Source organism: Amycolatopsis regifaucium (assembly GCF_001613935.1).
Classification (GTDB): Bacteria; Actinomycetota; Actinomycetes; order Mycobacteriales; family Pseudonocardiaceae; genus Amycolatopsis; species Amycolatopsis regifaucium.
This window is the reverse complement of the sequence record NZ_LQCI01000012.1, coordinates 185,632-202,025: the sequence shown is the minus strand read 5'-3', so window position 1 is coordinate 202,025 and position 16,394 is coordinate 185,632. Positions and strand designations below refer to the sequence as shown.

Here is a 16,394-nt window from a genome sequence, read left to right as displayed (position 1 = left end):
CGCGTCGCGCGACTTAGGCTCGAACACATGTCCACAGTTGAGCCCGCCTTCACCCTAGAGGAGGCACACGACCTCCAGGCGAGCTTGGCCGAACCCGTGCGTCCCGGGTTGAGCGAGGCCGAGCTCGACGACGTCGAAGCCCGTTTCGGCTTCCGGTTCGCCGCCGATCACCGGACCTTCCTCTCCGCCGGGGTGCCGATCGGCGACCGCTGGCCGGACTGGCGCTGCGGGAACCCCGAACAGCTGCGAAAACGGCTGGATTGGCCGGTCGACGGGGTGCTCTACGACATCGAGCACAACGGCTTCTGGCTCCCCGACTGGGGCATGCGCCCCCTCGACCTGGCCGACGCGCTGGCGCGAGCCCGCGAACACCTCGCGCGAGTACCGCAACTCGTGCCCGTCTGCGGGCATCGGTATCTGCCCGGAATAGCCGGGAGCTCGGGTTATCCGGTGCTGTCGGTGTATCAGACCGACATCGTCTATTACGGCTACGACCTGCGGGGATATCTGCGGCACGACTTCGGCGACGAGCCGCTGGGCCCGCCGCCGCCGGGCGGACCGCGTCAGATCGAGTTCTGGTCGCGGTTCGTGGAGTGAGCTCCCCGCCTTCCGCATTTAGTCCTCTAAATGCGGAAGTCGGGGGGTGCGAACCACCGCATTCAGAGGACTAAACGCGGGATTCGGCGGCGTCCTTCAGCCGGGCCAGCGTCGCGGCGATGTTCGCCCGGTTGGCGTCGTCCCGGTTCCAGACCCCGGTGAACAGGGACGTCGGGGCCCGGAGCCAGCCGGGGCGCCGGTCCCAGGTGCTCTCGACGGCCACGCAGCCCTCACCCGTGGCCTCGATGTCGTACTGCCAGCGCGCGACGGGAAGCCCGGCGAAGGTGGTCACCTCGAACGCGAAGCGCTTGCCCTCGTCGGCGTCGGTGATCGTCGAAAGGGTGCTCCAACGGCGGAACCCACGGCGGTTGCGGCCACGGAACTTCGCGCCGACAGCAGGGCCCTTCGCGCCGCCGACCCAGCGGTGCCCCTCGTACTCTTCGGACATCTCCGCAAGCGCGCCCGGGTCGCTGACCAGGGCGTACACCTTCTCGGGCGGAGCGGCGATCGCGATCTCGCCGGTGGCGCTGGGTTCCGTCATCACATACCTCCGTACTGAGGGTATGTGAAATACCCTCAGTTGTCCCGCCGGAGCATGCGACTGATCCCGGCGGCGACCGTCGTGGCCAGCACCCAGCCCGACGCGGTGAACCCGGCCGCGACCCAGTTGTCCACGCCGTGCATGTACCAGCGCGTCTTGTTCCCGAAGTCGACGATCGGGACCAGGAGATCGACCGTGTACAGCACCGGGTTCCACTGCAGTCCGGTGTCGTCCTGGTTGACCAGGCACCGCGGCCCGCTCACGGTGAGTTTGGGATTGTTGACGCAGTCGTCGGTCCCGAGCCAGAACCAAAGACTTCCGAGCACGAGCAGCGTCAGCAGCCAGCCGAGCGCACGCACCGGACGGAAGCCGTAACCGACCATCGACCGCTGCAGCCAGCTCCACACGTGCACGCCGGGCCCGAAGAACTTGAAGCCCTTCGCGAGCGCCTCGTACCGGAACTGCTGTTTCTTCAGCAGCACCGTGGAGGCGTGCTCTTCATTACCGGACGCGCGCAGCGTCGCCGCCAGTTGGTCGTACGGGCCCGGGCGGTAGCCGTCCATCGCCTTGCGCAGCAACACGATCCGATGGTCGATCGCCCTGTCGTCGTCGAGGGCGATGTCCTCCTGCAAGGCGTCGTACCGGAAGTCCTCCAGCTCGATCCCCGCCGCCGACGCCCAGAACGCCTCGTTGTCGCCCAAGGTGCCGCAATGCGCGCGCCGCAACACGATCCGGCCGTCCGGCGGAGTACCCGGCGTGAGCAGGAACTCGTCGGCCGACACGTCGCTGCCGTCGAGCGCGATCCCGTGCTGCGGCAGGGAACCGAGCCGCGCCCCGCGGAAATCGACGCGCCGCGCGACCTGGGCGCCGTCGAGGTTGACCCCGCCCTGCGCGACGAACGGCCGCTCCTTGTTCTCGGTGAGGACGAGGTCACGCCCGATCCGCGCGGTGCGGACGTCCAGCGAATAACTGGTGTTCGTCCGCGCGCCGGGCTCGGTCAGACTGGTACCGAAGAGGTTCACGCTGCCGCCGACCTCGGCACCCTGCAACCGCAGGGTTCCCTGCACGGTCGCGTCGGTGAGCTGGAAGTTCCCCGCGATCTTCGCGCGCCGCGCCGAGAAGACGTCGCGGCGCGGATGCAGGAACAGCGAGTTCCAGGCGAGGACGTTGCCGCCGACGGTGATGTCGGCCATGCGCAACTGTCCCGACGGGACCCGCAGGCTCGTGGCCTCGATGTCGCCGCCGATCGTCGTCCCGTCGAGGTGGATCGCCCGGTCGTAGTACGGGATGCTCTGCCCACGCACGACCTGGACCTCGGCACCCGCCAGCCGCAGCGAACCACCGATCCGCGCGTTGACCATCCGCAGCGTCCCGGTCGCTTGCAATCCGTCGCTCAGTTCGAGGTTTCCGTTGACCGTCAAGCGATCCGCGACCAACGCCGGTCGCGGATCGATGTACGGGTCGTTCGATTTCCACGCGTCCACGACGATCGACCCGGACTGGTTCACCGAGAGCCTGGCCTCGCGCATGATGATGTCACTGTCCACAGTGGCGCTCGGCAAAAACATGATCCCGCTGGCGGTGAAGCGTTTCCGCTGCGCGGCCGGCCCGTAGTTGTCGACCTCGCAGAGCAGGCTGCCACCGATGTGGATACCGTTTCCGTTGAGGGCGAAGCCATCCCGGTTGTTGAGGGTCGCACCCGAGAAGTTGACGTTACCGCCTGCCCGCATACCCGGAATGCGGACTTCACCGTTGGCCACCAGCCGGTACGCGAGCAGCGCGCCGACGATGTTGACCCGGTCGGCTTGGATCGCCTTGCCCCGCGGATGGGAGATCACCGTGCGCGTCAGCACGACCGACCCCTCGATGACCGCGTCCGTGAGATTGACCGCCGCGTTCGGCATCCCGCGTTCACGATCGTCGCCGCGCTGGACCGTCGTCTCTTCGATCTCGTGCTCGCCGTCGACGTGCACGACACTGCGGATCAAACGGACGTCGTTGCGGGTGCGGAGGTTCCGCGCCTTGAGCCCGGGCAGCCAGCACTTGCGGAAGACCAGCCCGAGCAGATGCGCCTCGCGGACGTCCGGCGGATGCTCGAAACGACACCGCTCGAACCGGAACAGATACTTGATGTCCGCCGCGCGCAGATCGAGCGTCCCGGTGATGTAGGCGTCCTCGACCTGCACGATCGGCGCGTTGGTCGCCTGACGGCGCCACCGGAGCAGACCGGTCGTGCCCGGCTTCATCAACTCGGACGCGGGGACCTCGTACCGCTTGTCGGGGTTCGGGTCGAACGGGTCGAGCGGCGGCAGGGAGGCGTCGCCGTTCGCCTCAGCTTCCCCCGGATCACGCGGCCCGTTGTTGCGCCGAAAACCCGGCATCGTTTCGCTTACCTCCCCCGTCGTCCCTCGGGTACCAGCGAAGCCGATCACGTACCGGATCCGCAAGTGGCCCGGGGCAGTAGACCGGAACCTGCCACCGGATTACGACGGCAGAACGGCCACCGGAGTTCCCGGCCGGGCGAAAGGGCCTGTTCAGGACAAAATGAGCCGATTCGGTCCTCGTCGACGGTGATCTTCAGCGAAGGGGCTGTTCGGCGGTTTACCTGCTGCTATCGTCACCCATTGGAGTCATCGGGGAACTACGGGTAGGTCGCGCCCATCGCGGCCCGTGCGGGGAGGCACGACATGACAGGACCGGGGCGCGGCCCCCAAGGGGTCTACGACCAGATCAACACTCCGGGACAGCAGGCACCGCCGCCGGGCTCGGGGTTGATCCCGGGCGCCGCTGCGGCACAGCAGCCACTGCCACCGACGGACTACCGCAATCTCGGGACCGGGCAGGCGAAGGCCGACTTCGCGGCGGCGTCGGCGAACGGCGGCTGGGAGTTCGACCCCGAAGCCATGGACAAGGTCATCAAATCCCTTGAGGATTGCATTCGGTTGGATTTCGGCGACGCCCAGGACCAGGCATCCTGGCTGACCCAGGTCCAGCCGCCAGGAGACGAAGTAGGAAGCAAAGGCTACGCGGAGGCTGCCAACAGGTCCGGGGCCGAATACCAGAAGTTCCTTCGAGGTGCCCGTGAGTACACGGAATCCTACCTTGAAACGTTGAAAACCATCCGAAAAGCCTACCAAGAACAAGACCAGGCAGCCCTTGACGCGCTTCGTCAGGTCGGAAAGATCGACTGAATGCGACCAAACGCCACCATTCTGATCGTCCTCACCGTCGCCACTGCGGCATTGTTGAGCGGCTGCAGCGACAAGAAGCCAGGTGACCCCACCCCAGCGCCACTCCCCGCGTCGTCCTCGGCGCGCCTGCCTTCGGATGGCGCCCCCGCCGTGACGGACCCGATCACCAACACCGCGGCCGTCGAAAAGGATCCTTGCAGCGCTATCCCCACCGCCGAGATCGAGGCCATCGGAGGAAAAGTCGAACGCTCACGGACTGTCGACCTGTCGGAGGGCCTCAACTGCAGCTGGTTGTTCGTCGAAGCTCCCAGCACTCTCAGTGGCGGTCTGGTCGTCGGCAACAAGAAGGGTTTGAGCGCTCTCTACGCGCAGAAGTCGACCGGGGGCCTCACCACCTTCAAACCGGTCGACCCCATCGAAGGGCACCCGGCTGTCATCTATGCCAACGGCAGTGAAGGCCGGGGGACCTGCACACTCGCTGTCGGAATCCGGGACGACCTTGTCTACACCGTCATCCCGCACCTGTCTGCCGGAAACCCGATGGTCGAAGACCCCTGCGGAATGGCCGCTAAGGTCGCGGCCGCGGCTATAAAGAACTTCAAGGGGGCGTAGGCCATGACCTACAGCGGCTGGGAGATCTTCACCAAACTGAACGCTAATCCAGGCACGACCGAGACGCTGGACAAAGCGCAGGTGGCCTCACACAAATTGATGGTCATCCACGAAGACATCAGCAAGGCGATGGAAACCAGCCAAACGGCGCTGAGTTCCTTCTGGAAGGGCAAAGCCGCCGACAGCGGCACGGCCGGTCTCGCGCCGCTCATCGCGACCTCCAAGATCGCGGGCGAGAACATGGACCGCGCCCGTCAGTCGATGTTCGACCAGAACGCCTCTTTCCATTACACGCGCGGGAATGTCCGCCCGGTCGAGAAGGAGCGCGCGGGGGACAGCGGGCCCGAGGACGTCCTGTCCATCGGGGCGAGTGACGACGAGATCGCGGCCGCGAAGTTCGACGCGGACACGAAGCACAACGTCGAGATCTACGAGCCGTACTACCAGAGCACTCAGCCGCGGCAGCAGAGTCTCGCTCCGGTTTACCCGGCCGCGCACGATCCGAACGTCTCCGCCGGGCCGATCACGCCCGATCCGATCGACCCCGGGCAGACCAAGGTCAGCGGGTTCACCGGCGGGCCTGGCGACTCCGGGCGACATGGTGGTCCGGGTGGGTACACCGGCGGGCCGAGTTCGTACAGCGCGCCGCCCGGGGCCGAGGGCTATCAGGCGCCGAGGCCGCCGCAGGTTCCGCAACCACCGAGGAGGCCCCAGGTTTCGCCGCCGCCGAGGATGCCGCAGATGCCACTGCCGTCTCCGCGGCCGAACGACCGGACCGATCTGTCCAGGACGGACGACCGGGTGCAGGGGCGCCCTGGCGACTTCCGGCCGCCCAACTTCGGACCCGGCAGTGGGCCCGGCGGCGGCCCAAGTGGCGGCTTCGGCCCGGGAACGGGTGGGTTCAGCGGCGGTTTCGGGCCTGGCGGCGGGTTCGGGCCCGGTGGATCGGCCGGTGGACCGGGAACGATGGGGCCTGGCCGCGGCGTCGGTGCCGGTATGCCCGGCGAAGGCGCGATGCGCGGTCCGGCCGGCACGCCCGCGGGCGGTCCGGCGGCGGGACGGCCCGGTGCGCCGGGCATGGGTGGCGGCGGAATGGGCGCGGGCAAAGGGGCCAAGGGCGGCGAGGACGAGGAGCACCAGCGCAAGATCACGCTGCAGGAAGAGGACGGCGACACCATCTTCGGCGGCTACGACGGTGACAAGCCGGTTCCGCCGGTGATCGGCGCCTAGCCATGCTGCGGAAGCCCGTCGAACTGACGCTCCAGACTTACGAAACCCTGCTGGATCACCACAATCTCGGCGATATCCATCCGACGCTCGTGCGTGGCGCGCAGTGGTACCTGCCGGAGGAGCGCCGCGAGCTGGCCGCCACCGCCCAGTCCGAATTGGACAGACAGGGACTGCTCCGGCACGGCCGCGTCGACGACGAGTTCCTCGACACGCTCCGGTTTCTGCAGCGGCCGGCGATCGAGTACTACTCGTGGGTGAAGTCCGAGGGGAGTGAACGAACGGTTCGCGCCGCGGGAAGTGGCCGGGAGGCGGTCACCGTCGTCTTGGTGGACAAGGTCGTCTACCTGACGCCGACCCGGCCGGACACGCTCGCGCAGGATTTCACCGGCCTGCTCCCGGAGGCACCCGCCGCGCGGACGCCTTCGTTGAACTGCGCGGAAGCCGATCTGCAGGTCCTCATGAAGGGCGAGCTGCTGACCGGTACCGGTCCGAGCGTCCGTGACGCCAAGAAGATCCTCCAGTGGATCCGGTCGCCGCACACCTTCTTCGGCAGGCTGTACGTCGCCATCCGTGACGGCGGCGGCAACCGGAAACGCGTGGAGCGGCCACCTGGCTGGATGGACACCGAGCAGGGCCGCGTCGTGTTCGGCCCGGACGCCAAGGGCTGGGTGAGCCTCATGGGCGCCGGGCCGCACGAAGTGGCCGCCAAGGTGATCCAGCTCGAGGCGCGGCTCCGAGGACGTTAGCCCTGGTGGTTCGGGTTCAACACCCGCGAGAGGAACGTCTTCGTGCGCTCCTCCTGCGGGTCGCCGATGACCTGATCCGGCGAGCCCTGTTCGACGACGACACCGCCGTCCATGAACAGCACGATGTCGGCCACCTCGCGGGCGAACTGCATCTCGTGCGTGACGACGAGCATCGTCATGCCCTCCTGCGCCAGCTGCCGCATGACCGCGAGGACATCGCCGACCAGCTCCGGGTCGAGCGCCGACGTCGGCTCGTCGAACAGCATGACGTCGGGGTTCATCGACAGCGCCCTGGCGATCGCGACACGCTGCTGCTGTCCACCGGACAGCTGCGTCGGCAGTGAAGTCTCCTTCTCCGCCAAGCCGACCTTCGCGAGGTTTTCCCGCGCGATGCGCTCCGACTCGTCCTTGCCGCGCTTCAGCACCTTGCGCTGCGCGACCGTGAGATTGTCGAGCACGCTCAGGTGCGAGAAGAGGTTGAACGACTGGAAGACCATGCCGATCTTCGTGCGGGCACCGTCGATGTCGACGTCCGGATCGGTGATCTCGCTGCCGTTGACCACGATCTTGCCCTGCTGCGGTTCCTCGAGGAGGTTCACGCAGCGCAGCAACGTCGACTTCCCGGAACCGGACGGGCCGATGATGCAGACGACCTGGCCCCGTTCGACGTGCAGGTCGATGCCCTTGAGCACTTCGAGGTCGCCGAACGCCTTGTGCAGCCCCGAAACCTCGACGATCGTCTGGGTGCTCATACCGTCCCTCCGCCGGGCACTCCGGCCCCGTATTTCTTCTCTAGCCGCTGCTGCAGGATCGACAGCGGGATGGTGATGACCAGGTAGCAGAGACCCGCGACGACGATCGGGGTCAGCCCCTTGGCCTCGAGCAGCGCCTGGCGGCTGAACTGCGCCAGTTCCTGCTGGGCCGGCGTGGTGCCGAGCAGGAACGCCAGCGACGAGTCCTTCGTCAGCATGATCAGCTCGTTGGCCAGCGGCGGCAGGATGATCCGGAACGCCTGCGGGATCACGACGGTGATCATCGTGCGGGCGGGCGACATGCCGAGCGAACGCGCGGCTTCGACCTGTCCGCGCGGGACCGCCTGGATACCGGCGCGGATGGTCTCCGCCATGTAGGCCGACGACACGATGCCCAGCGCCAGCATGATCGCGACGTTGCGCGGCAGCTGGGTGTTGAACGCGGTGGGCACGCCGATGCCGACGGCGAGGAAGATCAGCAGCGCGGGCAGGCCGCGGAAGAACTCGATGTACCCGCGCGCGAACCAGCGGTACGGGCCGACCGAAGACAGTCTCATCAGCGCGAGCAGGAGACCCAGACCGAGGCCGAGCACGAAACCGAGCGCGGTGAAGATGACGGTGTTCTTCAGCGCGACCGTGATCACGTCGGGGAACTGCTTCGCGGCGACGTCGAGATCGAAGAACGCCTTGCCGATCTTGCTCCAGTCGGCGAGCAGCGCGAGAACGATGACGATCACCAGCAGCAGGACGTATTGCCCGGTTCGGAACGCCGAACGTCGCTGGCGGCGGCTCAAAGCCATTTCTCTCCTCAAGCAGATGACGACAGACCTGTGGCCGGTGCGCTGGCACCGGCCACAGGGGAGGTGATTATCAACTGGCGGTCGGGCCACCGGGCTGCCAGGTCGGCGCCTTGCCGAACCACTTCTGGTAAATCTGCGCGTAGGAGCCGTCCGCCACGGACGCCTTGAGGACCTCGTTGACCTTGCCGAGCAGGGCGGTGTTGCCCTTCTTCACGCCGATTCCGTAGAACTCGTTCGTCTTGAACTCGGTGACGACCGTCGTGTCCGGGTTCGTCTTCGCGAAGTCGTAGAGCACGCCGTTGTCGTTGACGCCCGCGTCGACCGTGCCGTTCTTGACGGCCTGCTCCAGCAGCGCGAGGTCGTCGAAGGTGACGATCTCGGCGCCCGCGGCCTTCTCCTTGGCGTAGTCGGCACCCGTGGTGGCCGACTGGACACCGATCTTCTTGCCCGCGACGCCTGTGAGGTCCTTGATCGGGGAGCCGGTCTTGACCAGCAGCGCCTGGGTCGCCTCGAAGTACGGGTCGGAGAAGTCGAACTTCTCCTTGCGCTTGTCGGTGATCGTCATACCGGCGGCGGCGACGTCGCACTGTCCGCTGTTCATCGCTTCGCCGGACTCGATGTTCTCGAAGGCGATGTCGACGATGCTCTGCTCGACACCCAGCTTCTTGCCGACGAGGTCGACCAGGTCGACGTCGAAGCCCACGATCTTGTCGCCCTGCTTGACCTGGAACGGCTGGTAGGGCAGGTGGGTGCAGGTGGTGATCTTGCCGGAAGCGACGAGCTGGACGCCGCCTGCCGCGGTACCGCCTTCCTCACCGCAAGCAGTCAGCACTCCCGCGGCTAGGGCGAGCGCCGGGATCAGGGCGAGCGCTTTCAATCGGGCCACGTCGTCACTCCTTGTAGTTCCCATGTGTCGAGAGCACGCATATTGCCACTCATCCGGCGGCAAGCACAGCACTACGACGTTACAGCGCCGTTTCGGCCGTAACGGGCCTTACGCCGGGTATCGCGCCGACATGGCGTCGGGCCGCCGCCCGCGGACGACGACGTCGGCGCGGCGGGCGGCGAAACCCGGGGCGCAGTTCGACGGTTATCTCTCCCCGTCGAGACCGCGCCATGGTGGATCAGGGCATCACGTTCTCGCTGTCTTGGGCAAGCGACCCCTTCCCGCTCGACCTGGTACCGCGCGTGATCGCCGCCGTCGACTGGAGCAAACTCGAACGCGGTGTGGCGCAACGGGTCCGCGCGCTGGAGGCTTTTCTCGCCGACGTGTACGGCGATCGGCAGATCCTGCGTGACGGTGTTCTCCCGCGAAGGTTGATCACCTCGTGCGAGCATTTCCAGCGCGAGGCGTTCGGGATCGATCCGCGCAACGGCGTCCGCATCCACGTGTCCGGGGTGGACCTGGTGCGTGACGAAGAAGGCAGGACGTCTCGGTGCACCTGACGCGGCTGACTGAGGCCCGTCGTCGGAGCACGCCGGTGCTGAGACTGCCGGTGAGGGGTGGGCTGGGGTTGGTCGTGAGTGGCGATTCGGGTTCTAACCCGAATCGCCACTCACGACCATCCGTACCGACGCCTCGCTGTTCGCCTAGGCCAGGAACTCCCGCAGCGCGGCCGCGAGCTCGGCCGGCTTCTCCTCCGCCACGTGGTGCCCGGATTCGATGGCGAACCCGCGGACGTCCTCGGCCCACTCATGCCAGACGGCGACCGGATCGCCGTACAGTTCGCCGAGATCGTCGAGGCTGGACCACAGGACCAGCACCGGGCACGCGATCTTGTTCCCGGCCGCCTTGTCGGCGTCGTCGGCGGCGCGGTCGGGGCCGAGACCGGCTCGGTAGTCCTCGAGCATGGCGTGGACGGTTTCGGGATCGTGGATCGCCCGCAGGAAATCGGCGTGGTTCTCCGCGCCCATCTTCGCCGGATCGCCGCCGTACCAGGCGTCCGGATCGGCGTTGATCACCCGCTCGGCGGGTTTTTCGAGCTGGCCGAAGAAAAACCAGTGCCACCAGGCCAGCGCGAACTTCGCGTCCGCGCGGGAAAGATGCTCGCCGATCGGGATGCCGTCGAGGATGGCCAGTTTCGTGACGGCTTCCGGGTGATCGAAGGCCAGGCGGTAGGCGACGGCGCTGCCGCGGTCATGACCGGCGACGGCGAACCGGTCGTGGCCGAGATGCTTCATGAGCGCGACGATGTCGTTCGCCATGGCGCGCTTCGAATGCGCGGAGTGATCGTCGGTGGTCTCAAGCTTCGAAGACTGGCCGTAGCCGGGAAGATCCGGGCAGACGACGGTGAACGCGTCCGCGAGGCGGGGCGCGACGTCGTACCAGGTGGTGTGGGTGCGGGGATGGCCGTGCAGGAGCACGAGTGGCGGGCCCGACCCGCCGTGACGGACTCGTAGGGTCGCTTCACCGACGTCGACGTTTTCCAGCTCGAAACCCTCGAACATGATCCTCCCGGGGCTGTGATGAACGGGACTTTCATTACAGATTTTGTAATGAAAGTCCCGTTCATCGCAGTGTGAGCGGGAAGATCAGCTGCGCGCGTGCGCGTCCAGGATGTGCGCGACCGCCTCGGTGACCCGCTGCGCGAAGTCGATGTTCAGCCACTCGTCGGGCACGTGGATGTTCGAGTCCGGTCCGCAGGCGCCGGTGACCACGAACTGCGCGTCCGGATACTTCTCGCCGAGCAGGCCCATGAACGGGATCGACCCGCCCATGCCGTAGCTCTTGTGCGGCGCGCCGAAGACCTCGCCGCTCACGCGGTGCAGGACGGCGTCGAGCCACGGCGCGGTGTCCGGCGCGTTCCAGCCGTTCTCGGCCTGGAAGTCGCTCAGCTCGACCGAAGCGTCGTAGGGGACGTCGGTGGTGAGCACGCGACGGACGGCCTCCATCGCGGCCTTCGCGTCGGCGGTCGGCGGAAGCCGGAAGCTCAACGTGAGTGTGGTGCCGGCACGCAGCACGTTGCCCGCCTCGGCCGGGAGCGGGAAGCCCTCGGCGCCGATCACCGAAAGCGTCGGCCGCCACGAGTTGTTGAGCAGCAGTTCCAGGTCGTCGTCGGACACCGTCCGGCCGACCACCGGGAAGAGCGTCTTCGCCGCGCCGGGCGCGATCTCGACGACGCCGCGCGCCTCCTCGATCCGGTTCTCCGGGATGGCGACGCTCAGTTCGGCGAGCTTGATCTCGCCGGTCTCGGCGTTCTCGATCCGGTCGAGCAGGGCGCGCAGCACGCGGAACGAACTCGCGACGATGCCGCTGGCCATGCCGGAGTGCTGCGCCGATTCGAGCACGCGGACGGTGACGTTGACGTGCAGCATCCCGCGCAGGCTGGTGGTCAGCCACAGGCGCTCGTAGTCCATGCCGCCCGCGTCGAGGCAGACGACCACCGAGACCGTGCCGAGCCGCTCCTTCAGGTGCTCGAGATACGCCGGAAGGTCCGGACTGCCGGACTCCTCACCGGTCTCGAGCAGCACGACCGCGCGGGAGTGCTCGCCACCGGCGGCACGCACGGCTTCGATCGCCGTGGTCGCCGCGTAGCCGGAGTAGCCGTCGTCGACGGCGCCACGGCCGTACAGCCGGCCGTCACGGATCACCGGCGTCCACGGGTCGAGGCCCTCGGACCAGCCGCCGACCGGGGGCTGCTTGTCGAGATGCCCGTACATCAGCACGGTGCCCTTGTCGGCCGCTTCGGACGTCGCCGGGATGTCGACGACCAAAAGCGGGCTGCGGCCTTCGAGCTCCACGACCTCGAGCGTCGCGCCGGGGATTTCCCGGGCGGCGATCCAGGACCGGACGTGCTCGACGGCGGCGGCCAGATGACCGCTCTTCGCCCACTCGGAATCGAAGGCCGGCGACAAGGCGGGGATCGCCACCAGGCCGGACAGGCTGGGAAGGACGTCGTGCGCCCAGTTCGAAACCACGGTTTCGCGTACGGATTTCTGCTCCACGTCCGCCATCCTGCCACGGGAACGGGAGGGTGTGATGGGTCACAACGGCGGGCACGGATCGTCATCGATCAAGCCGGGCAGGACACCCGTCCGGATCTCCTCGCCCGCTGGTCGGCGCGCGGGTGAATCCCCTACTTTCGGCGGCCCCACACTCGGTCTTCCTAGCATTTTCCCTGATCAGACACCCTTTCTCAGCAACAAATCAGCATCCGCCACTGACCAAAACGGCATCCGGCATGCCAGGATGTGCGCACGAACCGTCAACGCCGATGGTGACCCAGCGCTTCAGATCCGACGCGCTGGTCCCCGCCGGCGCAGTCACTGTGGCCGCCACAAGTGGCCGCCAGAGGCGCCGACACCAAGGAGAACAGCGCATGCCGTCCGAACACTGGACGCACCCGGAGCCTGGAGACGGCCCCGCCGCGGTAGCGGCGCAGCCGACCCCCGAACAGGTGATCGCCGGTTTGCGAGCAACGAGTGAAGGTGGCGCTGAGCTGACTCAGCTGCTCACCCCCGAAGGCGAACGGGTCTCCTCGCCGCAATTCGACCGGTACGTCGAAGACATCGACGCCGAAGCCCTTCGCGGCCTGTACCGCGACATGGTCCTGGTCCGCCGCGCGGACCGCGAGGCCAACGCGATGCAGCGTCAGGGTCAGCTCGGCATCTGGGTCCCGCTGCTCGGCCAGGAAGCCGCGCAGATCGGCTCCGGCCGCGCGCTGCGGAAACGGGACATGGCGTTCCCCAGCTATCGCGAACACGGTGTCGCGTACGCCCGCGGCGTCGACCTCAAAGAGGTGCTCGGCATCTTCCGCTGCACCGACCACAGCGGCTGGGACTACCAGGCCCACGGCTTCCACCCGTACACCATCGTGATCGGCAACCAGGTGCTCAACGCCGCCGGTTACGCGATGGGCCAGAAGTTCGAAGGCAAGGTCGGCGACGACGACGGCGAAGCCACCATCTGTTACTTCGGTGACGGCGCGACTTCGCAGGGCGACGTGCACGAAGGCTTCGTCTGGGCCGCCGTCTACGACGCGCCGCTCGTGTTCTTCTGCCAGAACAACCAGTGGGCGATCTCGGAGCCCACGGAACGCCAGTCGCGGCTGCCGCTCTACCAGCGCGCCCGCGGTTACGGCTTCCCCGGTATCCGCGTGGACGGCAATGACGTCCTCGCCTGCCTCGCGGTCTCCCGCTGGGCGCTGGAGGAATGCCGCCACGGCAATGGCCCGGTGCTGATCGAGGCGTTCACCTACCGGATGGACGCGCACACCACCACCGACGACCCCACCCGCTACCGGCTCTCCGACGAGCTGGAGGAGTGGAAGCTGAAGGACCCGATCGAGCGCGTCCGGGCGTACCTCGCCCGCGGCGGCTTCGCCGACCAGGCGTTCTTCGACCAGGTCCAGGCCGATTCGGACGCCTTCGCGGCCGAGCTGCGCGACTACTGCTTCAACATGCCCGAACCGCCACCCGAGCGGATCTTCGCCAACGTCTACGCGGAGTCGACGCCGATGCTCGACGCGCAGCGCGCAGAGTTCCTGTCCTATTTGGACGGTTTCGTCGGGGCGGGTGAGCACTGAGATGAGCGACCTCCAGAAACTCACCATCGGCAAGGCGATCAACCTCGGCCTCCGGCGCGCCATGGAAGAAAACCCGAAGGTCCTCGTGATGGGCGAGGACGTCGGCAAGCTCGGCGGCGTCTTCCGCATCACCGACGGCCTGCAGAAGGACTTCGGTGAGCAGCGCGTGCTGGACACGCCACTCGCCGAATCGGGCATCATCGGCACCGCGGTCGGCCTCGCCGTCCGCGGTTTCCGCCCGGTGTGCGAGATCCAGTTCGAGGGCTTCATCTTCCCAGGCTTCGACCAGATCGTGAGCCAGGTGGCGAAGCTGCACTACCGGACACAGGGCAAGGTCAAGATGCCCATCGTGATCCGGGTGCCGTTCGGCGGTGGCATCGGCGCCGTCGAGCACCACTCGGAGTCGCCGGAGTCGCTGTTCTCGCACGTCCCCGGCCTCAAGGTCGTCTCGTGCTCGAACGCCGTCGACGCGTACTGGATGATCCAGCAGGCCATCAAGTCCGACGACCCGATCCTGTTCTTCGAGCCGAAGAAGCTGTACCACTCCGGCGCGATGAAGGCCGAGGTCGACACCGAAGGCACGCCGGACCCGCTGTTCAAGTCCCGCGTCGTCCGCGAGGGCACGACGGCCACCGTCGTCGCGTACGGCCCTTCGGTGAAGGTCGCGCTCGACGCGGCGACCGCGGCCGCCGACGAGGGCAAATCGCTCGAGGTCATCGACCTGCGGACGCTGTCCCCGCTGGACCTGGACCCGGTGTTCGAGTCGGTGCGCAAGACCGGACGGCTCATCGCGCTGAGCGAGGCGCCGTCGGAGACGTCGCTGACCTCGGAGATCGCCGCGCGCGTGCAGCAGGAATGCTTCTACTCGCTCGAAGCCCCCGTGCTGCGGGTGACCGGATTCGACACGCCGTACCCGCCTGCCAAGCTCGAGGAGCATTACCTCCCCGACCTGGACCGGGTGCTGCACACCGTCGACCGCTCACTCGCCTGGTAAGGGGGACGTCTCCGAAATGCCCGAATACAAACACTTCCCCCTCGCCGACACGGCGGAGGGGCTGACCGAAGCCGACATCATCGCCTGGCAGGTCAAGCCGGGTGACACGGTGAAGGTGAACCAGATCGTGGTCGAGGTCGAGACCGCGAAGGCCGCCGTCGAACTGCCCATCCCGTGGGCGGGCGTGGTCACCGAACTGCTCGTCGAACCGGGTCAGACGGTGGAGGTCGGCACTCCGATCCTCACCATCGACGTCGACCCCGACGGCAAGGCGGCCCCGGCGGCCGTCACCCCGGCCCCCGCCGCCGCTCCGGAGGAGCCGGCCGAAGAGGAGATGAAGCCGCTGGTCGGCTACGGCTCCAAGGCGGTCGTCACGCAGCGCCGGGCCAGGAAGGGCGCGGCACCCGCCGCTCCCGCTCCTGCTCCGGCGGCACCCGCGCCTGCTCCCGTCGCCGCCGCCCCCGCGAAGCCCAAGGGCGGCTACGTGCCGCTGGCGAAACCGCCGGTACGCAAGCTCGCCAAGGACCTCGGCGTCGACCTGCACGCGCTCACCGGCACCGCCGACGGCGGCGTGATCACCCGTGACGACGTGCAGGCCGCCGCGAACGGTTCGGCACCGGCCGCGCCCGTCCAGTCTGTTGTGGACAGTGGCTACGACCCGGCGACGCGGGAACGCCGGGTGCCGATCAAGGGTGTCCGCAAGGCCACCGCGGCCGCGATGGTGCAGAGCGCCTACACCGCTCCGCATGTCACGGAGTTCCTCACCGTCGACGTCACGCCGATGATGGAATTCCGGGAGAAGCTCAAGAAGTCGCGGGAGTTCGCCGGGGTCAAGGTCACCCCGTTGACGTTCGCGGCGAAGGCCGTTTGCCTGGCGGCCAAGCGCACTCCGGACGTCAACGCGGTGTGGGACGAGGCGGCGCAGGAGATCGTCTACAAGGACTACGTGCACCTCGGGATCGCCGCGGCCACCCCGCGCGGGCTCGTCGTGCCCAAGGTCCGTGACGCGGATTCGATGTCGCTGAAGGAACTCGCGATCGCGCTCACCGAGCTGACCGACGTCGCCCGCGAGGGCAAGACCACTCCGGCGGCCATGCTCGGCGGCACGATCACCATCACCAACGTCGGCGTCTTCGGCGTCGACACCGGTACGCCGATCATCAACCCCGGCGAGTCCGCGATCCTGTGCCTCGGCGCGATCAAGGACACCCCGTGGGTGGTCGACGGCGAGATCAAGGTGCGCAAGGTGCTCCAGCTTTCGCTGAGCTTCGACCACCGCGTGGTCGACGGGCAGCAGGGTTCGGAGTTCCTGGCCGACGTCGGCGCTCTGCTGGCCGACCCCGCGGTCGCGATCACCTACTGACCGCTCGTGAGTGGTGATGACGGTTACAACCCGTCATCACCAC

The 16,394-nt window shown here is 67.5% G+C and carries 15 protein-coding genes and 1 pseudogene; 9 read left to right on the top strand and 7 right to left on the bottom strand.

Annotated elements, in window-relative coordinates; all coding sequences use genetic code 11:
* The first annotated feature begins 27 nt into the window (after positions 1-27).
* Entirely contained in the window at positions 28-597 is a 570-nt protein-coding gene (locus tag AVL48_RS15405; protein ID WP_061981777.1) for a hypothetical protein, read from the top strand.
* Between the two features lie 70 nt (positions 598-667).
* On the opposite strand, the gene AVL48_RS15400 is transcribed toward AVL48_RS15405, so the two are convergent.
* On the bottom strand, positions 668-1,138 hold the full coding sequence (locus AVL48_RS15400) for an SRPBCC family protein (protein ID WP_061981776.1): 471 nt from the start codon (positions 1,136-1,138) through the stop codon (positions 668-670).
* Between the two features lie 35 nt (positions 1,139-1,173).
* Positions 1,174-3,519, bottom strand: a complete 2,346-nt coding sequence (locus AVL48_RS15395; RefSeq protein WP_061981775.1) for a hypothetical protein — start codon at positions 3,517-3,519, stop codon at positions 1,174-1,176.
* 306 nt (positions 3,520-3,825) lie between these two features.
* On the opposite strand from AVL48_RS15395, the gene AVL48_RS15390 reads away from it, so the two are divergent.
* The 4 genes from AVL48_RS15390 to AVL48_RS15375 are packed head-to-tail and all read left to right on the top strand — an operon-like array spanning position 3,826 to position 6,917.
* Positions 3,826-4,329 (top strand): PE domain-containing protein, encoded by a 504-nt coding sequence (locus tag AVL48_RS15390; protein WP_061981774.1) that lies wholly within the window; start codon positions 3,826-3,828, stop codon positions 4,327-4,329.
* Positions 4,330-4,941, top strand: a complete 612-nt coding sequence (locus AVL48_RS15385; protein ID WP_063816520.1) for a DUF3558 domain-containing protein — start codon at positions 4,330-4,332, stop codon at positions 4,939-4,941.
* Positions 4,942-4,944: 3 nt separating this feature from the next.
* Positions 4,945-6,171, top strand: coding sequence for a hypothetical protein (locus tag AVL48_RS40540; protein WP_061981773.1), 1,227 nt, complete (start codon positions 4,945-4,947; stop codon positions 6,169-6,171).
* Between the two features lie 2 nt (positions 6,172-6,173).
* Complete coding sequence (locus tag AVL48_RS15375) at positions 6,174-6,917, top strand: ESX secretion-associated protein EspG (RefSeq protein WP_061981772.1); 744 nt, start codon at positions 6,174-6,176, stop codon at positions 6,915-6,917.
* Here AVL48_RS15375 and AVL48_RS15370 read toward each other — a convergent pair.
* From AVL48_RS15370 to AVL48_RS15360, 3 genes are all read right to left on the bottom strand, one after another.
* Positions 6,914-7,669 (bottom strand): amino acid ABC transporter ATP-binding protein, encoded by a 756-nt coding sequence (locus AVL48_RS15370; protein WP_061981771.1) that lies wholly within the window; start codon positions 7,667-7,669, stop codon positions 6,914-6,916. The genes AVL48_RS15375 and AVL48_RS15370 overlap by 4 nt on opposite strands.
* Positions 7,666-8,469, bottom strand: a complete 804-nt coding sequence (locus AVL48_RS15365; protein ID WP_061981770.1) for an amino acid ABC transporter permease — start codon at positions 8,467-8,469, stop codon at positions 7,666-7,668. The genes AVL48_RS15370 and AVL48_RS15365 overlap by 4 nt, the downstream gene beginning before the upstream one ends.
* A 70-nt stretch (positions 8,470-8,539) precedes the next feature.
* Positions 8,540-9,355 (bottom strand): basic amino acid ABC transporter substrate-binding protein, encoded by an 816-nt coding sequence (locus tag AVL48_RS15360; RefSeq protein WP_061981769.1) that lies wholly within the window; start codon positions 9,353-9,355, stop codon positions 8,540-8,542.
* Between the two features lie 130 nt (positions 9,356-9,485).
* Here AVL48_RS15360 and AVL48_RS15355 point away from each other — a divergent pair.
* Positions 9,486-9,894, top strand: a pseudogene (locus AVL48_RS15355) (circularly permuted type 2 ATP-grasp protein); the annotation flags it as partial.
* Positions 9,895-10,059: 165 nt separating this feature from the next.
* Here AVL48_RS15355 and AVL48_RS15350 read toward each other — a convergent pair.
* A complete protein-coding gene (locus AVL48_RS15350; protein WP_061981767.1) occupies positions 10,060-10,917 on the bottom strand; it encodes an alpha/beta fold hydrolase in 858 nt (285 codons plus the stop codon).
* Between the two features lie 84 nt (positions 10,918-11,001).
* The gene (locus AVL48_RS15345) at positions 11,002-12,414 is read right to left on the bottom strand and encodes a M20/M25/M40 family metallo-hydrolase (protein WP_082857662.1); all 1,413 of its coding nucleotides are present in this window, start codon (positions 12,412-12,414) and stop codon (positions 11,002-11,004) included.
* 374 nt (positions 12,415-12,788) lie between these two features.
* Here AVL48_RS15345 and pdhA point away from each other — a divergent pair, with 374 nt between their 5' ends.
* From pdhA to AVL48_RS15330, 3 genes are read left to right on the top strand one after another with little or no spacing between them, the layout of a single operon-like run.
* On the top strand, positions 12,789-13,994 hold the full coding sequence (pdhA, locus tag AVL48_RS15340; protein ID WP_061981765.1) for a pyruvate dehydrogenase (acetyl-transferring) E1 component subunit alpha: 1,206 nt from the start codon (positions 12,789-12,791) through the stop codon (positions 13,992-13,994).
* A gap of 1 nt (position 13,995) precedes the next feature.
* On the top strand, positions 13,996-14,988 hold the full coding sequence (locus tag AVL48_RS15335) for an alpha-ketoacid dehydrogenase subunit beta (RefSeq protein WP_061981764.1): 993 nt from the start codon (positions 13,996-13,998) through the stop codon (positions 14,986-14,988).
* A 16-nt stretch (positions 14,989-15,004) separates the two neighbouring features.
* Positions 15,005-16,351, top strand: coding sequence for a dihydrolipoamide acetyltransferase family protein (locus tag AVL48_RS15330; protein ID WP_061981763.1), 1,347 nt, complete (start codon positions 15,005-15,007; stop codon positions 16,349-16,351).
* The last annotated feature ends 43 nt before the right edge of the window (positions 16,352-16,394 follow it).